Below are 20,840 nucleotides of genomic sequence, written 5' to 3' on the forward strand. Positions count from 1 at the left end.
TACGATGAGCAATCCAATGCAAACCAATGAAGACCGCTACCGTCAAGGGCGGGAAACCCTTGTGAAGATGGTGGGCGAGGAAGGGACGAAGACGATCGAGGGCCTGCGGGAGTTCTTTCCTGATTTCGGCGAGATGCTGGTTTCCTTCGGATTCGGAGACTTGTACTCGCGCAAACGGCTGGACCTGAGACAGCGGGAGATTATCACGCTGACCTCCCTGATCACCCAAGGCGCTACGGACCAGCTGGGCTTTCATGTCCACGCTGCGCTCAATGTGGGCCTCGAGCCCGAGGATATTCTCGAGGTCGTCATGCACTGTGCCGGGTATGCAGGGTTCCCTAAGGCATGCGGGGCCCTCAATGTCGTCATGGGCGTCTTCCGCGAGCGTTCGATAGAACTTACGCTGTGATCGGGCATTCCGCCGGCAGCACAAAGAAGGTCCGTACCTCTTGGGGCGGGCCTTTTTTGTGCATATCTAAGAATTTCTTGTGTGTGATTAGGCGGCTGCAGTGCCGGCATAGGCCAAAGGCCGGGGCCCTGGGGAGGGCGCTTCGCCGGCATCCGCTTGCCGGAAGGCTGGAGATGTTACGGCGAAGATTCCATGGCCCTGCGTTCTTCTTGGACGGCGGCGAGTATACGGAAGCCGTTCATCACGCGCGGAATCCCGACATGGGGAATGCAGTGGAGCAGAATTTCGGTGAGTTCCTGTGCGGTCAAGCCTACATGCTGTGCCGCGTGAAAGTGGAAGTGCAGCTGGTTGGCGGTATCCCCCTGGCCGAGGAGCACGGCGATCGTCAGCATCTCCTTCTGATGCAGGCTGAGTCCTTCTCTGGCGTAGATTTCACCAAAACCGAAGCCGACTACGTATTCTGCCAGCTCCGGCATTTCCTGCTTCAGCTTGTCCACGATCTGGCTGCCGAGCGTTCCGGCCATCAGCGAGAGCTGTTCTTGTCCTTTGTTCATCTGTTCATGGTTCATATCTGCATCCCCTATCCGCGGGCTAGAGTGGGAGGAATCTCCTCCGGATCGACCAATACTTCAATAACGGCGGGACCGCCGGGCTTCAGGGCCTCTTGCAGCGTCCGTTCCAGCTCCTGGCGGGTCGAAGCGGTATAAGCGCGGGCACCTAACGCGCGGGCCAGCAGGGTGACTTCCAGCGGCGTTTCGTAGACCGTCCCATCGCTTCGTCCGGTAGCATGGCGCATGCCTTTGTTCACCATGTCGAGCCGTCCGTTGTTAAGAACGATGAATACGACATCCGCTCCGTTGTTCACGGCTGTCGAAATCTCGGTGCCGTGCATGAACATGCAGCCGTCACCCGTCAAGCAGACGACGGTCCGCTCCGGCGACGCCATCTTCGCCCCGATCGAGAAGCCGATCGCATGGCCCATCGCCGCGAACACATCATCGAATCGGAAGGAGCCGGGCTGGTGGATTTCCAAGTGGCGGATGGCATGGTAGCTGTGGCTGCCGTCATCCCCGAACAAGATCGCCTCGGGCGGCAGGCAGCGGCTCAGGACATCCATGACTTCCACGGCCGTGATGAGTCCGCTGTGCTCCAAAATTACCATTGATTTCGCTTTCATAATCATATTCTCCGATGCCCGGGGGCTCTCCAGCGCGGCGGCGGATTCGGCGAACCCGCCCTCCCGGGGAAGCCGTTCGGCCGCAAGTTCCAGGAGGGTCTCCAGGTTGGCCCGCGCGTCCCCTTGAACGAACAGAACCGGTGCCGGGAGGCTTTTGCCGACGAAGGTTCCGTCGACATCGAAGTGAAGCACGGCCTGCGGGATCATTTCGTCCGTCACGGTCGGGAGGGACATATCGCTGAGTTTGGTGCCGATGGCGATGAAGAGGTCGATCCCGCTCTTCATGTACTCGGATGCTTCCGGGCAGCCTCCCAGACCATAGGGGCCGATATGAAGAGGATGGCGTGAACGGAAGGCTCCTTTGCCGCCGGGCGTCGTAATGACGGGCAGCTGCCATCTCTCGGCGAACGCTTCTACCGCTTCATAAGCGCCGGAGATGTGCACGCCCTTGCCCAGCAGGAGAACGGGCCTGCGGGCCTGCTCAAGCAGCTCGGCGGCTTCCTTCAATCGGGGGGAGCGCATGAGCGGGTAGGGGTCCGGCAGCTCGAGCTGGAACGGAGCGACCGGCTCCATGAGGACATCTTGCGGGATGGAGAGGTGAACGGGGCCTCGAAGGCCGGTGAGGGCTTTTTCGACCGCATGCTGCAAATACATAGGGAATTGTTCGCTGCGCTCCACTCTGGCGCTGAACAAGGTCACCGCTTCGAACATGCGGGCCAGGTCGGCTGCGAAGAAGGTGGAGTCTTGGCCCAGCGGACGGCCGCTGTCCTTGCTTGACGCGTGTCCGGTAATGAACAGCACGGGCAGATGGTAGGCTTTGGCCTGCCCGGCAGCGGTCAGCATGTTGGTGCCTCCGGGTCCGGAGGTGCCGACAGCGACGCCGAGACTGCGGTTCATCAGCGCATAGCCTGCGGCTGCGAAACCGGCGCCGCCTTCATGGCGGCTCAGGACGAATTCGACTTCCTGATTGCCCAGCTCCAGAATGAGCGGAACGATAGCTTTGCCCGGCACGCCGAAAGCGTGCCGGATTCCCCAGTTATGAAGATGGCGGACGAGCGATGATGCGACAGTTTCCATGGATTACCTCCTCGGCGGGACGAATACCCCGATCTCCTTATATGGGAAGATCTATGGTAAATTTCGTGCCTCTTCCTTTTTGGGATGTGAATGACAAGATGCCTTTGTGATTCTCGATGATCCGGTAGCAGGTCGATAAGCCCAGGCCGAGCCCAGCTTCTTTAGTAGTAAAGAATGGGTTCATCACCTCTCTCATTTCGTCATCGGTCATGCCAGTTCCTTCATCCGAAATGGTAATTAAGTAACGATTCTTGGGATGAATCAGGAGCCTCGACTCCACTTTAACGTCCCCCCCGTCGGGCATGGCTTCCAAAGCGTTCTGGACAAGGTTGATCAGCACCTGTTTGATCTGGACCGGATCGATCCGCATCTGGGTGCCCTCTGTCTGAATCGCGTCTGTGATGGTGGATGAATTCAGCTTGGCCTGGCTTTCCATAAAACGAACGGTGTCCCGCAGCAAATCTTCGATAATGACATCCTTGCGGTCGGGCGAGCCGGGCTTGGCCATCATGACGAAGTCCGATACGAGATGCTTCATGGATTCGAGCTCAGCATAGATCAAATCGAGATAGCCGAGCTCCGACTCCGATGTGGACCGCTCCCGGAGCAGGTAGATGAACCCCATAACCGACGTCAGCGGATTGCGGATTTCGTGGGCCAGCCCCGCGGCAAGCTTGCCGATCGCCGAGAATTTCTCCGACGTGATGATCTGCTTCTCCAGATCATACCGCTCCGTAATGTCGCGGAACTGGGCATAAGCTCCGATCAGGCTTCCCCGGTCGCCGAAGATCGGCATGGCGTCGAAGAGGCAGATAGTCCGGTGATCCAGCGAATTCGTGAAAGTCAGCTCGATATCCTGGAACCGCTGCTTGTTCTTCAGCACATTATAGATATAATTGCCGAACTGCTCGAAGGCGAAGATCGGGTTGCCGATGACGTGATCCCGGGAGCGGTTCGTAATCTTCTCGGCGAACGAGTTGAACTCCTGGATGTTGCCTTTGGCATCGGTGATGATAACCCCGTTGTTCATCGTGTTGATCATAAGGTCGTTGATAATGGTCTGGTCCCGGCTGGCCTGACGGAGCAGAAGCTCGCGTTCCATGGAGTCCACCATGCTGGTAAGCAGGGGGAGGATGAACGGAGAGTGATACTCGGTCGCCGTCATGATGGCGATCGTACCGGACAGATTATTGACTTTGTTGAATTGAAAAGGAACGCAGTAGCAGGCGGTCTGCCACAAGACCTCGTGAAAATGCTGGGGGCCGACTAACTGAATGCTCTTGTTGTGGAGCATGGCCATGTGGACGACGTTCGTTCCCATCTCCTTCTCGCTGAACTGGATGCCTTCGTTAATGCCAAGCTGGTTCATCATCTGGCGGATATTCTCATCGCCGAAGAGCGAGAGGACGAATCCCTCGTGATTCGCAATCAGAATCATGATGGGGGGACCGTCGAGAAGCTTGACGAGCTTCTTGCCAAAATATTCGACCACCGAAAGAATCGCATGGTATTTATCCTGGCTCCGTTTCAGTTCCTGCGTGGTAAGGACCGTGACGGGAACTGGGATTTCATGCGGCTTCATGCCCCATTCGATACACCGCTGTTTCGATTCGGTAACGATATCTATGCTCATGAGACGTCTCCCTTGCTATGAACGATTCAGATTTTACACTACTATACATCGGTACCAAGGATTGGTTTGTTTAACGTCTCCCTGCCCGTTGCCGGGGGAGGAGGGATACATAAGTAGGTGTCCCTATTATTTTACATTGTTTTGAGGCGTTTGACACATAAAGAATCGGGCGCTTCGTGCTTAGCATACGGGATCGTACGTTACATGGGCTTCCCGTGCCATGGGGGCTACGTCGCGGCAGGGCATGCCCATCTGCGGGGACCTGCATGCGAACGGCAAGGACGGAGTGATTCCCTTAAGAGAAATGTCTTGGCTGCAACATCGTAACTGGCGTAACAAAAGGTCTGCGGCGGTTAGCCGCAGACCTCATTAGAGTTGAGTAAGCTTGCAGGAGGTATAAGTAATCTTTTTTGAAAATAATGAAATGGGTTTGCGAAAAAAACTGTCGAATCTTATATTACTTTGCCGATATATATAGCATACTGAATCAATTTCATAATGATCTTTGTTTAAGGTTGTAGATTCAGGAAATCAGGGTTCTATTTCAAAAAAAGATTACGCAGCAACGTTACCAGAACGACGGAGCTTCACTCGATCAATGGTTAATTTACAAGCTGTATACACCAAACAAGATAACTGAAAATCGACTTTAGCTAGCTTTCCACGATGACGAATATTGGCAAGTTGAAAGTATTCCTTCAAATAGGCGTTTACTCGTTCCACTGCCGTTCGCTTCTTGTACAACTCATGGTAACGATCGCTGCCGCGAGCCGGAACCGTATATTTCCGAACATCGGATGCCACTTTCACCTTATGAACTTTCTGGCACTCTCCATCGTTAAAGGGGCGGGTGGCACATTCTTTAGGTGTTGTGTACTTGAGCGTTTCGTATTGGGGATCGAAGCTATCGTAGCGATAGCTATGACCTTCCTTGCAGACAGGACGGAAATACTTGTCCTTCCCTTCTTTGGGTTGTTCGTTGCGACGGTTGTAATCAATAAGTGCCCTGGCCCCGAGAGTTTGCGACTGCTGGTAAACCGGAACCAGGTCGTATCCGGCATCCGCAAGCACATAATCAATCTTCAGATATGAATGGTGCTCGGCCAACGATTTTAGTAAGGGAATGGCCAGCTTTGCATCATTGACATTACCGGAAGACAGCAATGCGGTCAGTATATACTGGCTTTTACAATCGACGAGCAGATGTCCTTTAAAGCCATACCAGAACACGTTCTTACCTTCCGAGTTTTTCTTTACGCCCCATTCCGGCGCAAGGGGAATCTGTTCGGACAGTTCAGCGAATGAATATGGAAGCTGCGCTTCGACCTTTTTCTCAAATAAAGACCGATTTGCCTCCAACTCCATTTGCTCTTGCAGCCACTGATCTCGTTCTGCTTTAGATTTGCGACCGCGCTTCTTCTTCGGAAGTTCAGCAGGCAGTGCATTGGAGTTTTCCGTTGCTTGTTTTTTGGGCTGACGGTCTCTTGCCTCGATATGTGTAGCATCCATAGCAACAGCCGTCGCATCAATAAAGCCTTCTTGGAACGCCTGATGGATCAAGCGGCTATGCGTTTCTTGAAACACAGAAGATCCCTGCAGTTTCCGGATCATTCTGCTGTAAGAAGCCTCGCTTGGAATACGATCCGAGCCCAGGAACCCGCATTGTAAACTGAATTCCACACTTCGGGTTAATCGTCTAATGAGATCTTTCATTGTGGGAATTCGCTCCATAACCCTGTACATAGGGAGTTCATCCTTTCATCTCTATGTGTGGTTGTGGTGACCTAACACTTCGAGATTTGGGGAGGTACTCCTTTTTTGATGCCTCAAAAACTCAAGCCTAGCAAGACTTAGGGATTATGAAATTCATTCATACTATAAAAAAATGCGAGGGTATCCTATGAAACAGAAAAATACAGGGCACTCCAGGAGCGTATGGAGCCTGAAAACGAAATTTATGACGGTATTTGCAGGCATTCTGCTGCTTCCGAGCTTGACGATCGGTATTTTGTCTTATACCAGCGCGAAGAATGAGATCAACACCAAGATTCATGGAAGCGCCATGGACAACCTGCAAATGCTGAACTCGACGATCGACAACAGTATGAAGGCCAAGGTTCATGATATGAATTATTTTGCGAAGACTCTGGATGCTTCGCTCTACACCCCGGCGCAGCTTCCTCAGCTTGAAACAAATTTAACACAGTATGTGGCCCTGCATCCGGATATCATAGCTGCTTATGTCGGTACCGAACAGGGCAAGATGTACGTCTCGCCCAAAGAAGATCTGCCGCCTGACTTCGATCCCCGGCAACGGCCTTGGTACCAAGACGCGATGAAACAGGGGGGCAAGGTTGTCATCACCGATCCGTACGTAACAGCTTCCACCGGCGATGTGGTCGTCAGCATAGTGCAAATGCTCGCCGATAAGTCCGGCGTCATCGGGATCGATATCAATCTGAAGAACATCATGGAGTTCACAAAGCTGGCCAAAATCGGCGACGAGGGCTACTCGTTCATTCTGGATAAAAACCGCAAGACGGTTGTCCATCCCGTAATCAAGAGCGGAACGGAGTCCAAAGAAGCCTACTTTGACCAGGTGTATACCGGGCAGCAGGGCGAATTCACTTATATGTACGAAGGCGCCGAGAAGAACATGGTCTACTACACGAATGAGCTGACAGGCTGGAAGCTCTTGGGGTCGATGTTCAAGTCGGAGGTGGAGAAGTCCACGCAAGGAATCTTTAACACGACCGTGCTTGTTGTAGTAAGTGCGCTTCTCTTAGGATTTCTTGTCGCCTTCTTCTTTATCCGCTCCATTCTCGGGCCGATCCGCGTCATGCGTGCCGCTGCCCAGAAGATCAGCGACGGCGATCTGACCGAGACGATCACGATTCGCAGCAGCGACGAACTTGGCGAACTGGCCTCCGCGTTCAACCGCATGTCGGCGAACCTGCGTGAAGTCATCTCCCGGGTCAGCGGGAATATGGAGCTGCTGGCTTCTTCGGCCGAACAGCTCACTGTGGGGGCCAATGAGACCGGCACGGCTACCGAACAGATCGTGACGATCATTCAAGAAGTCGCTACAGGCTCCGATAAGCAGGTGCAGTCCGTAGAGTCCAGCGCTCATGCGATGAAAGAAATGACCTTGTCCGTCCAGCATGTAGCTGCCAACACTTCCGATGCGGCAGCTTCGGCCGTACAGACGCTGGAGAAGTCCCGCGAAGGCAACAAGGTCGTCAGCTCGGCCGTGGATCAGATGAAGTCCATCCGGGAAACGGTAGGCGGCTTGGCAGGAGCGGTGCAGGGGCTCGGCGCCCGTTCCGACGAGATCGGCAAGATCAGCGGCATGATCTCGGGCCTGGCGAACCAGACGAACCTGCTTGCGCTCAACGCCGCCATCGAAGCGGCACGGGTAGGCGAGCAGGGCAAGGGCTTCGCCGTAGTAGCCAGTGAGGTGCGCAAGCTGGCCGAGCAGTCGGCCGCTTCCAGCAAGCAGATCGCCGAGCTCGTGTCCTTGATTCAGGCCGAGACGAAGATGGCTATCGGCAGCATGGACGTCGCCGTGCAGGAAGTGGCGGACGGGATTGTGGCCGTGCAGACGGCCGGCGAGAAATTCGAAGATATCGATCTTTCCGTCAACGATGTAGCGGGCCAGATCGAGCAGGTCTCGGCAGCTATCCAGCAGATTGCCGCCAGCGTCGAGCAGGTATCCCACTCCATCGACCAAGTCGCCGGCATTGCGGATGCAACGGCTGCCGGAACCGAGACGGTATCCGCAGCGACGGAAGAGCAGCTGGCCTCCATGCAGGAGATGTCCCATTCCGCGTCTTCCCTCCACAAGATGGCGCAGGAACTCAAGTCGATTACTTCGAAGTTTCAAGTGTAAAACGGCACAAACCCAATAAACACATAGCATGTGCTGTGCCTCCATTCTAAGGAATGGGGGCCTTTTCTGTTGTCCAGGTACTTTTTCCCTTGTATAAAAATGGATATTTAGCCTCATGCTTTGCATTTTATACCAAGCTATTCTGTATACATAGAATAACATAGTAGGAGGCGGGTCATGCGCAACGAGATGATCAAAGGCTATATCGATGCGATCATCCTCTCTGTCCTGCAGAACGGGGATGCCTATGGGTACGAGATTACCAAGATCGTGAATGCCTCGACCGAGGGTGCCTTCGAACTGAAAGAAGGTACGCTTTATCCTGCGCTGAAACGTCTGGAGGCGAACGGCTTTATAGAAGGCTACTGGGACGAGCGGGAAGCGGGACCGCGGCGGAGGTATTACCGGATTACGGAGGAAGGGCAGGGGAAGCTTGCCGGGAGCAGGGAATCCTGGGTACGCAATACGCAGATCATTAACCAATTTCTTGGAGGGCTGAGGCATGGACAAGGCGGACCGCTATCTGAACCGAATCCTTAGGGGAACCTTTCTGACGGCAGGGGAGAAGGCGGAGTGGAAGGCGGAGATGCGGACCCATATCGACTGTACTGTCGAAGAACTGGCTGCTGAAGGAGCCACCGGGGATGAAGCGCTGGAGCGGACGCTGCGGCAGTTCGGCGATCCGCGCATGCTGCGCCGGGATCTGACCCGGCAGACGTACGGGGCGAGCGTGGATGTCATCCTGCAGGTATCCTTGCTGCTTCTGGCCTCGTTCGTCGCGTGCTATCTTCAGAACCAGTTTCGATTGTACGACGATACCTTGGTGCTGCCGCTTATTCCGCTTACGCTCCTGGCTCCTGTCTTGTTTCTGCTGGCGACCCGCAGCCGCATCGACCGGATTGGCCTGCTGGCCGCGCTCCTGCCCTATGGGTTCCTGCATGTATGCCTTGCGATCGGGCTGCCCGAAGCCGTGCAATGGTTCGGCTCAATGATGAGCAGCTACGCTCCGGATTGGAGGAGTTATCAGGTGTTCCTCGCGCTGATGTTCCTGTGGGGCCTTCTGCTGCTGAAGATGACGAAGAACATCGGCGTCTCCGCGCTTCCTTTGTTCCTTGCTCTACTGTACGTTACTTTTGGGATGTTCAAAAGCTTGAATGTATACGGGTTCTCCGTCATGGATGGAGTTCACCCCCCTGCTTGGGGCGAATTGCTGAATTGGCTCGAGGGAGTCTTGATCCGTCTCTTCGTCCTGGCGTGCTTCCTTGCCTTCGCGCATCTATACGTGCAGTTGCAGAATCACAAGCCGGTACGGACAAGAGGGGATTGACATGGGAAAGGTGACGCTTCGGCTGCATCGTCTGCAGATGAGCATGATGTTTTACTTTCGGATTGCCGGGTTATTCGGCGCCCTGCAAGGGGCGCGCATTCTGATTCAAAAGGCCGAGGGGAGTGAGGCCGGCTACGGGAGGCTGGGCATTCTTACGCCTGTGACGGATGAGGGAGCGTTGGCCTATGCTGCTTTGCTGCTAGTGGCAGGTATAGGCTGCGCGGCAGTTGTTCCGTACATCCTCAGCCGGAGGTCCCTGGGGGCGAGCCTCCTTTCGGGAACGGTGCTCTCGCTCGGTCTGGGTCTGCTCTGCGCCAGGGCGGCCGTCGATCTTCCTCATCTGCCCGGTGTGGACGTGTCTCTTTTTGGCATGCTGGCGCTGAATAGCACGGAGGAGCAGGCACGCTATGGCTGGATCATGGGAGGACTGGCCGTGGTGTGGCTGGTCATTCTTCCGGCCGTCTTCTTGAACAGATGGCATGCATTGGCACCTCCACTCCACCGCAAGGCGGCATGTGCGCTTATGGTGTGCGCTGCGGGAATGGTCTGGTGGGCAGGAGAATGGAGTCCTGCTGATGCAGAAATGGAATTGAAGAGCGTGGTTCGCGGGTATGCAGCTGCTTTGCTGCAAGGGGACCCGGAGGAGGCTGCCAAGTATGCCGAGAGCCGGCTAGTCCCCAGCAAACAAGCTCAGATTCAGGAAGACAAGCGCATTGCCTAGATGTACGCGGAGGCTGCAATCCTATCTGTGCAGCCGCTCGGGAAGGGGGTAGCGGAAGTGAAGCTGCATACGGTCTCGGAGGGCAGGCCATATGACTATACGTATCCGGCCGTTCGCAAAGGGGGCCGGTGGGTTCTTATAGTGGGAACGATGATCTCAGCGGAGGACTATAGGCGGATGAGCCAAATTGTGAAGGATGTGAGGGCAGCGAAGCTGCCTGCGGAAGCCTTGCGGGACGCGCAGCCTTTGCTCGACCGGATTCCTTATGCAGAGCGTGCAAGATACACGGGAGGGAGTTCGTAGGCACAGTGCACGCAGGAACGAAGTGCTTAGAGGCTCGGGGAGAGGTGATTATCGTGTTCGGTCAAACCGGACAGGTTCTTGTTCTTATGATGATTCTGCTCGCCTCCCTGGGGGCGGCTGTCTTCGGCGCGGAATATTGGAAAAGCACCCAAACGCCCGAAGAACGAACAAGCCGGCCTGCAGAAGCTGTGGCAGCAGATCCGGAGGAACAGGGAGAAGCCATCGTCCGTGACTATTTCACGGCGATGATGAACGACGAGACGCAGGAGGGGCTGGCGTTAACCTCGCTCGAGATCGGAAAGGCGGATGCCTCCGATCCGGACCGGATACGCGTATCCGTAACGGCTCACTATTCGGATGGAACGGAGTGGCCTCCCATAGACTACTTTGTCATCCGTAAGGGGGACCGCTATAAGGTGCTTAAGCGGCTCTGTATACTGGATGCCGATCCGAATTCACCGGGGAGAGGCACAGCGCGCTGCACATCGGACTATACCGAGCAGAGCGACGGCACGATATCCGTGCCGGGAAGCGGGAATCCGTGAGAGGAGCCGGATGTCCATGCTAAAAGGGCGTACAAAGGGGCAGAGCCCGATTGTACGCCTTTTTGGCATAGGAGGACTTCATCCATCCGGAGCGAGTCGAGCCTCCATGCGGATTAATACGTCGGCCAGCCGGCGGAATCCCACAGCAGGTCGTTGATCAGCAGCTTCGGCGCGCCGTTGTCGTTCGCGTCGTATGCATGTCTGACGATGATATTGTTATTATACACATCTTGATGGCCGGGGCCTTTCCACCTGGTGTTGCCGCTGTCCAGAACCGTGCCGCCGTTGTTCAACATAGAGACGCCGTTCTTGTCGACATACGGGCCGGTGATGGAAGTCGAGCGGCTGTACACCATCTTGTAGGTGCTGTCCACGCCGCGGCAGCAGTAGTCGATGGAAGCGAACAGGTAGTAGTATCCGTTGCGGTACGTGATAGTAGGAGCCTCGATGGCTCCGCCGTTGGTTGTGCGCTTCGCGATGGTCGTGATGCTGCCGGTCGGCTTCATCGTGGCCTTATCGATCTTCACCAGCTTCAGTCCGCTGCCGAACGAGCCGAAGGACAGCCACGGCTGGCCGCTCGCGTCGATCGTCAGGTTCGGATCGATGGCGTTGTAATCATTGCCTTCCTGCGTAGTGCGGATGACGAGGCCGTCGTCGCGCCATTGCCCGGAGGTGATGCTGGCTGTCGACGTCAGACCGATCAGGGACGTGCGGGAGCCGAAGGTCGAGATCGAATAGTAGAGCCAGTAACGGCCGTTGAAGTAGTGGATGTCCGGCGCCCAGACGTCATTGTTCGTGTTGCCCGGCACATAGGTCTTCCACCATGATAGCGGTTGCAAGAAAATCTGCGGCGTGCGGTACCAGCTCGTGCCGTTATCGGAGCGCAGCACCTGCAGACCCTTGCCGGTCGAGAAAGTATAATAGGAGCTGCCTTCTTTGATGATGGACGGGTCATGTACGCCGATGTCGCCGGTCAGATTCCAGAAGGCCGCACTGGCCGGAACGACGGAGGTCAGGAGCATCGTGCAGCCGAGAACGGCGGACATCAGCCATTTTTTCTTTGTTTTGTTTTTGTTCATGAGTATCGCTTCCTTTCGGGATGGGATAATGGGGAATGCGGTTGAACGGGCCAGCGGGCGGGAGACTTCACCTTCTTTGTGGATAAGAATGAAAGAGAAAGGATGGATGCGCTGAGGTGTAGAAAGTAAATTCATTAACCTGTAAGCGCATCCATTCTTAAATATATGTTAATTAATTCATATTATTTTGTCAATATTTACTTTTATTAGTTTATATATTTATAAACATATGTAAAATGGCTGCAAAGGAGCTCTGCAGCCTGTCCATCGCGTCTTCATGCGACATGCCTCAGGGGATGGAATAAGAGACCCAATTCCCCCTCCTGCCGCCCCATTCATCAAACCGCTGCTGGGCGCGCACGTTCCCGGGAGCCGTAATCCAGGTCATCGAGGCATAGCCCTGTTCGATGGTATAGTCGCGGCACGCGGCGAAAAGCAGCGATTCCGCCTCCGCTTCACGGTACGGCTCCCTTACGAACAGGTCGTTCATGACGGTAATGGGTTTCGCTTTCATGGTACTCATGGAGAAGTACAGCGTGGCGAACCCGATCAGCCGGCCCTCCTGCTCCGCGACAAACTGCACGCCGGCCTCCTCCTTCAACAGCCTCTCCGCCAAAGCTTGGATGGTCTCCTGTCCGGGCCAAGGGTTTTGATAAAAACCAACAATATACTCATACATCAGCCCGGTGATGTCGGATACATCTTCCCGAGCCGCTCTTCGAATGCTAACGGACATGCGTTATCCCTCGCTTGCTATTTTATTATAATTATACATAATTATGAATAAAAATACAATAAATTCACGACTAAAACGTGTTTTAGCAGGGAAAAGCGGGGCCTTATACGTATAGCATCCCAATAAGGGGAGCGTCCGGAATAATAACCGACGGTTTAGGAGCAGCAACCTCAATTATGAAATATTTTATTACTATATGCGTTACATAATCTTACATTTAAACGTGATATTCATCATTGAAAAGTATCATTTTTAGTTGATTAGACAGATAGATGGCGGGGGAGCAGACGGATACAATTAAGACATGGAAACGGCAGTGGATCAAGGCAAGAAACCAGCCCATTGCAGGAAGGAGGCGTAGAAGTGGCAGAACTTACGGTAAGCGGCGAAGCCGCCAAACCCCGCTCCAAGCAGGGACCGCTGAAGCGGTTCATGGGGCAGCTGGATATCCAGCTCATGGTGTGGCCCCCACTGCTCCTGATCTTTGTCTTCAGCTACATTCCGATGTACGGCGTGCTGATGGCTTTTCAGGATTACAACATCTTTGGCGGCATGAACGACAGTCCCTGGGTAGGGCTGAAGCACTTCAACATGTTCTTCCAATCTCCGGAGTTCATGACGGTCATGCGCAATACGCTCGTGATCTCGCTCCTCAAGCTCATCGTTGGCTTCCCGGCACCGATCCTGCTCGCCTTGATGCTCAATGAAGTGAAGCATGCGATGTTCAAGAGGGTCGTGCAGACGGTATCCTATCTGCCGCACTTTCTCTCTTGGGTTATCGTGGCAGGCTTCGTCATGTCGATGCTCTCGACGGATAACGGAAGCGTTAACATTGCTCTGGTAGCGGCCGGATTGATCGATGAGCCGGTGAATTTCCTCTCGCTGCCCCAATACTTCTGGACGGTGCTTGTGGCGACCGGCGTGTGGAAGGAGATTGGGTTCGCCTCGATCGTATACCTGGCGGCCATCGCCGGCATCGATCCGCATCTGTATGAAGCTGCGGAGATGGACGGGGCGGGCAAGCTCAAGCAGATGTTCCTGATTACGATCCCGTGCATGATGCCGGTCATCATCATTTTCCTGATCCTCGCCATCGGCAACCTGCTCAACGCGGGCTTCGAGGATATCCTCCTCATCGGCGTCAACCCTGTGCTGCGGGAAGTGTCGGACGTCATCGACACGTATGTCTACCGCGTGGGGATTCAGAACTCCCGGTATTCATACGCAACCGCCGTCGGATTGTTCAAAGCCGTGATCTCTGTAGGACTGCTCGCCGTGGCGAACTATGCGGCTCGCCGTTCGGGGAATTCCCTGTGGTAGGAAGCCCCGGCCGGCTGCCCATGTCCTACACGAATATGGAGAGGAGAGAGGTCATATGATCCGGCACAGCACTTCGGACCGCATCGTGCTCGGCTTGATTTATGCGATGCTGGCCCTGCTGGCTTTTACTACATTCTATCCGTTCTGGAACGCGGCCGTCATCTCGGTCAACAAAGGCGCGGATACCATGCTCGGCGGCGTAACGTTCTGGCCACGGGCCTTCACCTGGGAGAATTACGACGTCGTCTTCAATGATAAGCGCATTCTGAATGCCTTCGGCGTCTCGGTGCTGCGTACGGCAGCGGGAACCGTATTATCGGTCCTGGCCACGGCTCTGTTCGCCTACGGGCTCTCCAAGCGGGAGCTGATGGGCCGCCAATACTATATGGTCATCTGCATTGTCACCATGTATTTCAGCGGGGGGCTCATCCCGACCTTCCTGCTCATCCGCGGTCTCGGCATGATGAATTCCTTCTGGGTCTTCATTATCCCGTCGCTGATCTCCGTGTGGAATATGATCATCTTCCGCACCTTCTTCCAGGAGCTGCCGGCAGGTCTCGAAGAATCGGCGAAGATCGACGGCTGCGGCAACTGGGGTACCTTCCTCCGTATCGTCATGCCGCTCTCCGGTCCGGTTGTGGCGACACTGGGTCTCTTCACGGCAGTGTACCACTGGAACGAATGGTTCTTGCCGAGCATCTATATCACCAAGCAGGAGCTGTTCCCGATCCAGACGATGCTGAGGCAGATTCTGAACTCCAATATCATGAGCGAACAGATGGCGCAGATGGATTCGGCGGCCCAAGGGCGGATCGGCCAGATGCAGACTGTCACGACGAAGTCCTTGTCGATGGCTACGATGATGGTGGCGACCGTTCCGATTATGCTCGTGTACCCGTTTGTGCAGAAGTATTTCGTCAAGGGCGTACTGGTCGGCTCGCTCAAAGGCTGAGAATGCTGTCGCCCCGCGTGGCTCCGGTTTTACAAGCAAGTGCTGTTCACATATAATTCCGAATGATGGAGAGGGGTTAACGGCAATGAACAAACAAAAAACCTGTGCAGCCGTGAATGCGGCGGTGCTTACCGTGGTATCACTGCTGGCCGGATGCAGCGGCAGCGGGAGCCAGACGCCTCCGGCAGCGAGTCCGGAGACGGGCAAGGCGGGGGCGGCCGTAGAAGTAGGCGGGAAACCGCTGGAGTTTACCTTCTACGGGCACTATGACTGGTACACGATGCCGCCGTGGGGCGAGGATGCCGCTTCGAAGTGGATCAAGGAGAACAAGAAGGTCACCGTGACCGCCGTGAATTCGGGCGGCGCAGCCAAGCAGAAGCTCAATACGATGATCGCGTCGAACGAGCTCCCCGATGTGATCTGGGCGGACCGGGGGGCGGAAGTGGAGAAGCTGCGCGAAGCCGGCATGCTGGTGGCGTTCGACGATTATCTCGCGAAGTACCCGAACCTGAAGAAGTGGATGGGCGAAGAGGGACTGAATATGCTCCGTTCCCCGGACGGCAAGATCTACCAGTTCCCGAACTGGTACACGAACCAGCCGAACGGCAACGCGGGCTATATCGTCAACAAGAAGATCTACAAGGAACTCGGCTCGCCGAAGCTCGAGACGACGGACGACCTGTACGTCTACCTCAAGGCAGTCAAAGAGAAGTACCCGAATGTCATCCCGTTCGAGACGCATCTGGCCAAGGACGGACAAGGACTCAATGCCTTGTACACGGCCTTCGGGGAGAATCACCTGTACGATTATCCGGGTCTTGCCGTACGTGGCGTGCCAAGGGGCGATAAACTGACCTCGATCTTCGCCGATCCCGTGTTCCGCGAATCGACGCAGTATGCGAGCAAGCTCTTCCGTGAGAAGCTCATGACCCAAGATGCCATGACCCAGACGCTCGACCAGATTACGGAGAAAATCATGAACGGCAACGTGGCGGTGTTCGCCGGATCCAGTCCGACCGATATCGGGCTGAAAGCCCACACGGCGCTGAAGGCCAAAGACCCCGAAGCCGGCTATTTCATGATCTGGCCGATCCACAAGCCGGGCCTCGACAAGAACAAAATCTTCCCTGGCACGTATACCCAGCTCGGCTGGAACGTATCGCTGATCACCAAAGCGGCTAAGGACCCGGAAGCGATCTTCGCCTTCCTCGACTGGTACACCGGTCCGGAAGGCCAGCGCATCCAGATGTGGGGACCTCCGGGAACGTACTGGGACGGTGTCGAAGCGGACGGCATCACGCCTAAGTTCACCGAGAAGTATGCGACCGATGTGGCAGGCTTGACGAAGCTGCAAGGCGTGACGACCAACCTGATGTGGAACGGCAACACGGTCTATATCGATTCGACCAAAGCAAAGTACGAGAACACGCTGCCGGAAGAGAAGCGCAACTGGGCAACCCGCTGGCAGTCCGAGATCGCCTGGAAGACGCAGGCGAATGCGACCGAGTTCATCAACCTCAGACCGTCTCCGGATTCCCCGGAAGGGATTCTCGACCAGACGATCAGCGACCTGTTCCTGGAAGTGCGGGCCAAAGCCCTCTTCGCGAAGAGCGATGAGGAAGTGACCGCGATCCTGGACAAGGCGGAGAAGGATGCGATGGCGGCAGGCTACCAGAAGCTGCTTGACTACAGAACGCAGAAGTGGCAGGACAACCTGAAGAAGATGAAGGGCGGCAAGTAAGCGTTAGCCGATATTGCCAAACCGCAACGGAAGGGTATACTGAAAAGTATATCCTTCTTTTGTATGAATACTAGAATTTATATCCCGCCAGAGCTCGATACCGTAATCTTGTATTTCTTATAAACGCGCATCGTCCCTCAAAGACGGCGAAACCTTTTATCATGGTATAATAGAATTTATAGCAGTTCGGCGTGCAGCTTTAGATTAGAGAGGGAATAAGTGGAACCCCATGCCCATTCCCTACGGTGCACCAACAGTATGGACTGGCACGCAGAGATCTTAAAGGACGCCGACAGGCGGGATATCGGATCCGGAGGAGGTGGATGAGGATGTACAGAGTGCTGCTCGCGGATGACGAAAACCTCGATCTCGAAGGAATGAAGACCTTCATTCCCTGGAAGGACCTCGGGATGGAAGTCGTGGATGCCGTAACGAACGGCTTCGCCGCCTGCAAAGTGCTCGAGACCGAGAGCGTCGATATTCTGGTGACGGATGTCCGGATGCCGAATATGTCGGGCCTGGAGCTCGCCAAGCGGGCGATCGAGAAGCAGGGGGAGCTTCGCGTCATCTTTGTAAGCGGATACCAGGATTTCCATTATGTAAAACAGGCGATCGCGCTCAATGCGTGCAGCTATGTGCTGAAGCCGATGGATGACCAAGAGCTGATCGATTCCCTGGTGAAGGTCCGGGGGCAGCTCGACCAGGAGCGGGCTAGGCAGGCGGCGGATCTTGCTTATAAGCAGCTGATTCCGGTCGCGAAGAACGAGTACATGGTCCGGCTGCTCGAAGGCAGTCCGGGAGCGGAAGTGCTGCAGACGCTCGGAAAGGACTATGGCATGAGCGGCTGGGAGTGGCCGGGACGTGCGGCCGTACTGGAGATAGACGACCTCGCATGGAAGCTGGGTCTGCCTGACGGCCTCGACACTGCCGGGGAGCTGCAGCTCTTCTTCTCGGAGGTCATGGAGCTGAGCGGCCGGCTCGGGATCGAGCACGTATGCAAGGTAGGACGGCAGCGGATCATGCTGCTGCTGCCGGAGCGGGGGCCGGATCTGGCGGAGCAGGTGCTTCGGCACTTCGACGACGACAGCGCCTTCACGGTCACGGTAGGCCTTGGAGATCCGGCCCTGTCGCTCACGGCCCTGCAGGCTTCGTATGCACAGGCTTCCGAGGCGCTGGATTACAAGATGTTCTACGGCAAAGGCCGGGTGATCCCGTATGGCCAGCTCCGGGTGGCGCAGCGCGAGGATTCGCGTAAGCTCGACCTCCAGCTTGATGCCCTGTTCGAGGCGATGGCCAATTACGATCTCGTCCGGATCCACGACGAGCTGCAGCGCTTCTTCCAGGTGGCGATGAACCTCAAGTCCCGCTTCACGATCCATAACTTTGCGCTGGCGCTTCTGCTGAAGCTCGATGAGCGGCTCCGGACGATGAACGAAGACCTGTACTCCCTGCTCGGCATGGAGCTGCAGGATCTCGATATCCTGCACCGCTTCGAGACGATCTCGGATATTCATTCGTGGCTGCGCCGGCGGGTGTTCGAAATCTCCGAGCGGCTGCAGCTGAGGCGGCAGAACAAGAACTGGAAGCTGGCCAGCGAAGTGAAGGACTACCTGCGGACGCACCTGGCGGAGAATATCACGCTGAAGGATGTGGCGGAGCAGTTCTCGTTCTCACCGAACTATCTCGGCCATCTCTTCAAGGAGGAGACGGGGCGGGGCTTCAGCGAATACCTGATCGCACTGCGGATGGAGAAGGCCTGTGAGCTGCTCCGGGAGAGCAAGCTCAAGATCTATGAGATTGCCGAGAGTGTGGGCTACCGCTATCTGCCGTATTTCTCCCGGCAGTTCAAGGAAACGTACGGCATGACGCCGCTCGAATACAGGCGCAAGCATTAGCCCGCGCGATGCGGCTGGGGGGACAATCATGAGAACATGGCGGCAATCGAAGTATCTGCCCTTCGGCTATAAGCTTATGCTGAGCTTCTGCGTGCTGATCCTGATTCCCGTGATGCTCGTCGGCTACACGGCCAACTCCATCTTCGTGAGTTCGATCCGGGAGCAGACGCGGGAGAATATCCAGGGTACGCTTCAGCAGATGAAGGATAATATCGGCTACAAGATGGAGGACACGAAGCGCATCTCGGACCTGCTGTACTTCGACACTACGCTCGCCGCCCACCTTCGGCATTATCAAGATGGGTGGGTGAGCTACGAGGCGACCACGAAATTCCTGCTCCCGAAGCTCCGCTCGACGCTCGAGACGTCCTCGGGCCGGCTCTGGCTGTCCGTTTATCTTCATAATGAGACGCTGCCGGAGGTGTATTTGAACTATGGCGGGGCGGACCCGCTGTCGATGAAGAACCAGCTGTTCGATCTCTATCACATCAGGAGAATCACGGATAAGCCTTGGTACCAAGCCTATCCGGCCGAGAAGTATGGGGTGACGATGAAGTGGCAGCAGGTGGAAGATGATGCGCAGTACGGACGGATCTCGCTGCTGCGGCGCCTGGTCGATACGAGGAATCCGGTGGACCTGAAGGAGATGGGGTTCATCCGCGTCTCCGTCCGGCTGGCGGATCTGTTCAAGAGCGTCGATTATACCAAAATCGGCCAAGGGACGACGCTGCTCGTGGCGGATGAAGAACGGCATTCCGTCGTGATTTCTTCGGGAAGCGATGCGGCGCAGGGGGACGACTTGTGGAGCGGGGAACCTTCGGGCCGTCTGCTCATCGGGGAGGAGCTTCCCGGGCTTCCCTGGAAGCTTACGGCGGTTGTCCCTCCGGACATTACGGAGCGGGATACGGAGAGGGTGCGGACCCTGACGCTGCTCACCTGCCTTGGATGCATCATCGTCTTTTTCTTCATCGGGTTCTTCATCTCTCGCTACTTCTCGCGCCGGGTGTCGAAGATCGTGAAGGTGCTCGACTCGTTCCAGGAAGGGGAGTTCGACCGGCGGATTCACTTCAAGGGCAAGGATGAGTTCACCCAGATCTCGGAAGCGCTGAACGAGATGGGGCAGCACACGGGCAATCTCATCCAAGAGGTGTATCTGACCCGGATCGAGAAGAAAGAGGCGGAGCTCGAGTCGCTGCAGGCGCAAATCAATCCGCACTTCCTGTACAACACCCTCTCGTCCATCTCCCGGCTGGCCAAGTTCGGCCAAACGGACAAGCTGCAGCAGATGGTGCTCGACCTGGCGAAGTTCTACCGGCTCTCGCTCAACGAGGGGCGTACGGTGATCCCGGTGAGCGACGAGCTCACCCAGGCGCAGGCTTACCTGAACATCCAGAAGATCAAGTATGAGGAGCGGCTGCGCATCCTCTTCGACATCGAGCCGGACATCCTGCCGTTCACGACCGTGAAGCTGATCCTGCAGCCGTTCATCGAGAATGCGTTGGAGCATGCGTGGTGCGGGGATCACATCCACATCCGCATCGTCGGAAGGCTGGAGGAGGGGGCGGTGGCGTTCAAAATTATCGATGACGGCATCGGCATGGACCCCGGGCTCATCCGGCAAATTCTCGACCCGGTGCAGGGCCAGAACGTGGGGTACGGCATCCGCAATGTCGACCAGCGCATCCGGCTGCATTACGGCGCGGAGTACGGCGTGTCGATCGCGAGCCGCCCCGGGATGGGAACCGGGGTGCTGATCCGCATACCGGCACTGGCGGGGGAAGCAGCCGGTGCACAGGAGCCGGGTCAGGCGTCGTAAGCTGCTGCGCCCCGCCGGAAGGGCGGTTCGTACGGGGGGGGGGGGGGGGGGGGGGGGGGGGGGGGGGGGGGGGGGGGGGGACCGGTCCCGTCCGCCAGGCTCCCGCGGGGAGAGCCGCAGGCAGCAGTGGGGCCTGCGCGTCCGAGTCCGGCGGAGAGGCAAGGGCTCCGGGGCTCCTAGGCGGAGCAGTGCAGCCGGTCTGGCAGGGAAGCCCTTGTCC

17 protein-coding genes and 1 pseudogene are annotated in these 20,840 nt (G+C 56.2%); 12 read left to right on the plus strand and 6 right to left on the minus strand.

Translation table 11 applies throughout. The annotated features are described in order from the left end of the window. Positions 1-4 precede the first annotated feature (4 nt). Positions 5-409: a carboxymuconolactone decarboxylase family protein gene (locus O9H32_RS31285; protein WP_269870011.1), complete on the plus strand. Its 405-nt coding sequence runs from the start codon at positions 5-7 to the stop codon at positions 407-409. 176 nt (positions 410-585) lie between these two features. Here the strand turns inward: O9H32_RS31285 and O9H32_RS31290 are convergent, their stop codons facing one another. From O9H32_RS31290 to O9H32_RS31305, 4 genes and pseudogenes are all read right to left on the minus strand, one after another. After that, entirely contained in the window at positions 586-978 is a 393-nt protein-coding gene (locus tag O9H32_RS31290; protein ID WP_269870012.1) for a carboxymuconolactone decarboxylase family protein, read from the minus strand. Positions 979-989: 11 nt separating this feature from the next. Further along, the gene (locus O9H32_RS31295) at positions 990-2,663 is read right to left on the minus strand and encodes a thiamine pyrophosphate-binding protein (RefSeq protein ID WP_269870013.1); all 1,674 of its coding nucleotides are present in this window, start codon (positions 2,661-2,663) and stop codon (positions 990-992) included. 37 nt (positions 2,664-2,700) lie between these two features. After that, complete coding sequence (locus O9H32_RS31300) at positions 2,701-4,296, minus strand: ATP-binding protein (RefSeq protein ID WP_269870014.1); 1,596 nt, start codon at positions 4,294-4,296, stop codon at positions 2,701-2,703. 555 nt (positions 4,297-4,851) lie between these two features. Next, positions 4,852-6,033: pseudogene (locus O9H32_RS31305) on the minus strand (transposase); the annotation flags it as partial. A gap of 220 nt (positions 6,034-6,253) precedes the next feature. Here O9H32_RS31305 and O9H32_RS31310 point away from each other — a divergent pair. The 6 genes from O9H32_RS31310 to O9H32_RS31335 all read left to right on the plus strand — a co-directional run bounded on the left by O9H32_RS31310 (position 6,254) and on the right by O9H32_RS31335 (position 11,081). Next, positions 6,254-8,185, plus strand: a complete 1,932-nt coding sequence (locus O9H32_RS31310; protein ID WP_269870015.1) for a methyl-accepting chemotaxis protein — start codon at positions 6,254-6,256, stop codon at positions 8,183-8,185. A 177-nt stretch (positions 8,186-8,362) separates the two neighbouring features. Continuing rightward, entirely contained in the window at positions 8,363-8,725 is a 363-nt protein-coding gene (locus O9H32_RS31315) for a PadR family transcriptional regulator (protein ID WP_269870016.1), read from the plus strand. Then, entirely contained in the window at positions 8,688-9,512 is an 825-nt protein-coding gene (locus O9H32_RS31320) for a permease prefix domain 1-containing protein (RefSeq protein ID WP_269870017.1), read from the plus strand. The genes O9H32_RS31315 and O9H32_RS31320 overlap by 38 nt, the downstream gene beginning before the upstream one ends. Position 9,513: 1 nt before the next feature. Beyond that, the gene (locus O9H32_RS31325) at positions 9,514-10,233 is read left to right on the plus strand and encodes a hypothetical protein (RefSeq protein WP_269870018.1); all 720 of its coding nucleotides are present in this window, start codon (positions 9,514-9,516) and stop codon (positions 10,231-10,233) included. Positions 10,234-10,260: 27 nt separating this feature from the next. Beyond that, positions 10,261-10,536 carry a hypothetical protein gene (locus O9H32_RS31330; protein ID WP_269870019.1) on the plus strand — a complete coding sequence of 92 codons (276 nt, stop codon included), beginning with the start codon at positions 10,261-10,263 and terminating at the stop codon, positions 10,534-10,536. 53 nt (positions 10,537-10,589) lie between these two features. Next, positions 10,590-11,081, plus strand: a complete 492-nt coding sequence (locus O9H32_RS31335) for a hypothetical protein (RefSeq protein WP_269870020.1) — start codon at positions 10,590-10,592, stop codon at positions 11,079-11,081. 113 nt (positions 11,082-11,194) lie between these two features. On the opposite strand, the gene O9H32_RS31340 is transcribed toward O9H32_RS31335, so the two are convergent. Then, the gene (locus tag O9H32_RS31340; RefSeq protein WP_406627434.1) at positions 11,195-12,127 is read right to left on the minus strand and encodes a glycoside hydrolase family 43 protein; all 933 of its coding nucleotides are present in this window, start codon (positions 12,125-12,127) and stop codon (positions 11,195-11,197) included. A 322-nt stretch (positions 12,128-12,449) separates the two neighbouring features. Continuing rightward, the gene (locus tag O9H32_RS31345; protein WP_269870022.1) at positions 12,450-12,896 is read right to left on the minus strand and encodes a GNAT family N-acetyltransferase; all 447 of its coding nucleotides are present in this window, start codon (positions 12,894-12,896) and stop codon (positions 12,450-12,452) included. A gap of 363 nt (positions 12,897-13,259) precedes the next feature. Between O9H32_RS31345 and O9H32_RS31350 the strand changes: the two genes are divergently transcribed. The 5 genes from O9H32_RS31350 (at position 13,260) to O9H32_RS31370 (ending at position 20,620) form a co-directional block, all read left to right on the plus strand. Beyond that, entirely contained in the window at positions 13,260-14,216 is a 957-nt protein-coding gene (locus O9H32_RS31350) for an ABC transporter permease (protein WP_269870023.1), read from the plus strand. 55 nt (positions 14,217-14,271) lie between these two features. Next, positions 14,272-15,168, plus strand: a complete 897-nt coding sequence (locus O9H32_RS31355) for a carbohydrate ABC transporter permease (RefSeq protein ID WP_269870024.1) — start codon at positions 14,272-14,274, stop codon at positions 15,166-15,168. An 85-nt stretch (positions 15,169-15,253) separates the two neighbouring features. Further along, on the plus strand, positions 15,254-16,909 hold the full coding sequence (locus tag O9H32_RS31360) for an extracellular solute-binding protein (RefSeq protein WP_269870025.1): 1,656 nt from the start codon (positions 15,254-15,256) through the stop codon (positions 16,907-16,909). A gap of 329 nt (positions 16,910-17,238) precedes the next feature. After that, positions 17,239-18,804 carry a response regulator gene (locus O9H32_RS31365; RefSeq protein ID WP_269870026.1) on the plus strand — a complete coding sequence of 522 codons (1,566 nt, stop codon included), beginning with the start codon at positions 17,239-17,241 and terminating at the stop codon, positions 18,802-18,804. Between the two features lie 28 nt (positions 18,805-18,832). After that, a complete protein-coding gene (locus O9H32_RS31370) occupies positions 18,833-20,620 on the plus strand; it encodes a sensor histidine kinase (protein ID WP_269870027.1) in 1,788 nt (595 codons plus the stop codon). The last annotated feature ends 220 nt before the right edge of the window (positions 20,621-20,840 follow it).

Origin of the sequence: Paenibacillus caseinilyticus (assembly GCF_027533645.1) — a bacterium.
GTDB classification, from domain to species: domain Bacteria; phylum Bacillota; class Bacilli; order Paenibacillales; family NBRC-103111; genus Paenibacillus_G; species Paenibacillus_G caseinilyticus.

What these genes read in the sequence shown, in the direction of transcription:
- O9H32_RS31285 (WP_269870011.1), top strand. Translation starts at nt 5, where the DNA reads ATGAGCAATCCAATGCAAACCAATGAAGACCGCTACCGTCAAGGGCGG.
- O9H32_RS31290 (WP_269870012.1), bottom strand. Translation starts at nt 978, where the DNA reads ATGAACCATGAACAGATGAACAAAGGACAAGAACAGCTCTCGCTGATG.
- O9H32_RS31295 (WP_269870013.1), bottom strand. Translation starts at nt 2,663, where the DNA reads ATGGAAACTGTCGCATCATCGCTCGTCCGCCATCTTCATAACTGGGGA.
- O9H32_RS31300 (WP_269870014.1), bottom strand. Translation starts at nt 4,296, where the DNA reads ATGAGCATAGATATCGTTACCGAATCGAAACAGCGGTGTATCGAATGG.
- O9H32_RS31310 (WP_269870015.1), top strand. Translation starts at nt 6,254, where the DNA reads ATGACGGTATTTGCAGGCATTCTGCTGCTTCCGAGCTTGACGATCGGT.
- O9H32_RS31315 (WP_269870016.1), top strand. Translation starts at nt 8,363, where the DNA reads ATGCGCAACGAGATGATCAAAGGCTATATCGATGCGATCATCCTCTCT.
- O9H32_RS31320 (WP_269870017.1), top strand. Translation starts at nt 8,688, where the DNA reads ATGGACAAGGCGGACCGCTATCTGAACCGAATCCTTAGGGGAACCTTT.
- O9H32_RS31325 (WP_269870018.1), top strand. Translation starts at nt 9,514, where the DNA reads ATGGGAAAGGTGACGCTTCGGCTGCATCGTCTGCAGATGAGCATGATG.
- O9H32_RS31340 (WP_406627434.1), bottom strand. Translation starts at nt 12,127, where the DNA reads ATGTCCGCCGTTCTCGGCTGCACGATGCTCCTGACCTCCGTCGTTCCG.
- O9H32_RS31345 (WP_269870022.1), bottom strand. Translation starts at nt 12,896, where the DNA reads ATGTCCGTTAGCATTCGAAGAGCGGCTCGGGAAGATGTATCCGACATC.
- O9H32_RS31355 (WP_269870024.1), top strand. Translation starts at nt 14,272, where the DNA reads ATGATCCGGCACAGCACTTCGGACCGCATCGTGCTCGGCTTGATTTAT.
- O9H32_RS31360 (WP_269870025.1), top strand. Translation starts at nt 15,254, where the DNA reads ATGAACAAACAAAAAACCTGTGCAGCCGTGAATGCGGCGGTGCTTACC.
- O9H32_RS31365 (WP_269870026.1), top strand. Translation starts at nt 17,239, where the DNA reads ATGTACAGAGTGCTGCTCGCGGATGACGAAAACCTCGATCTCGAAGGA.
- O9H32_RS31370 (WP_269870027.1), top strand. Translation starts at nt 18,833, where the DNA reads ATGAGAACATGGCGGCAATCGAAGTATCTGCCCTTCGGCTATAAGCTT.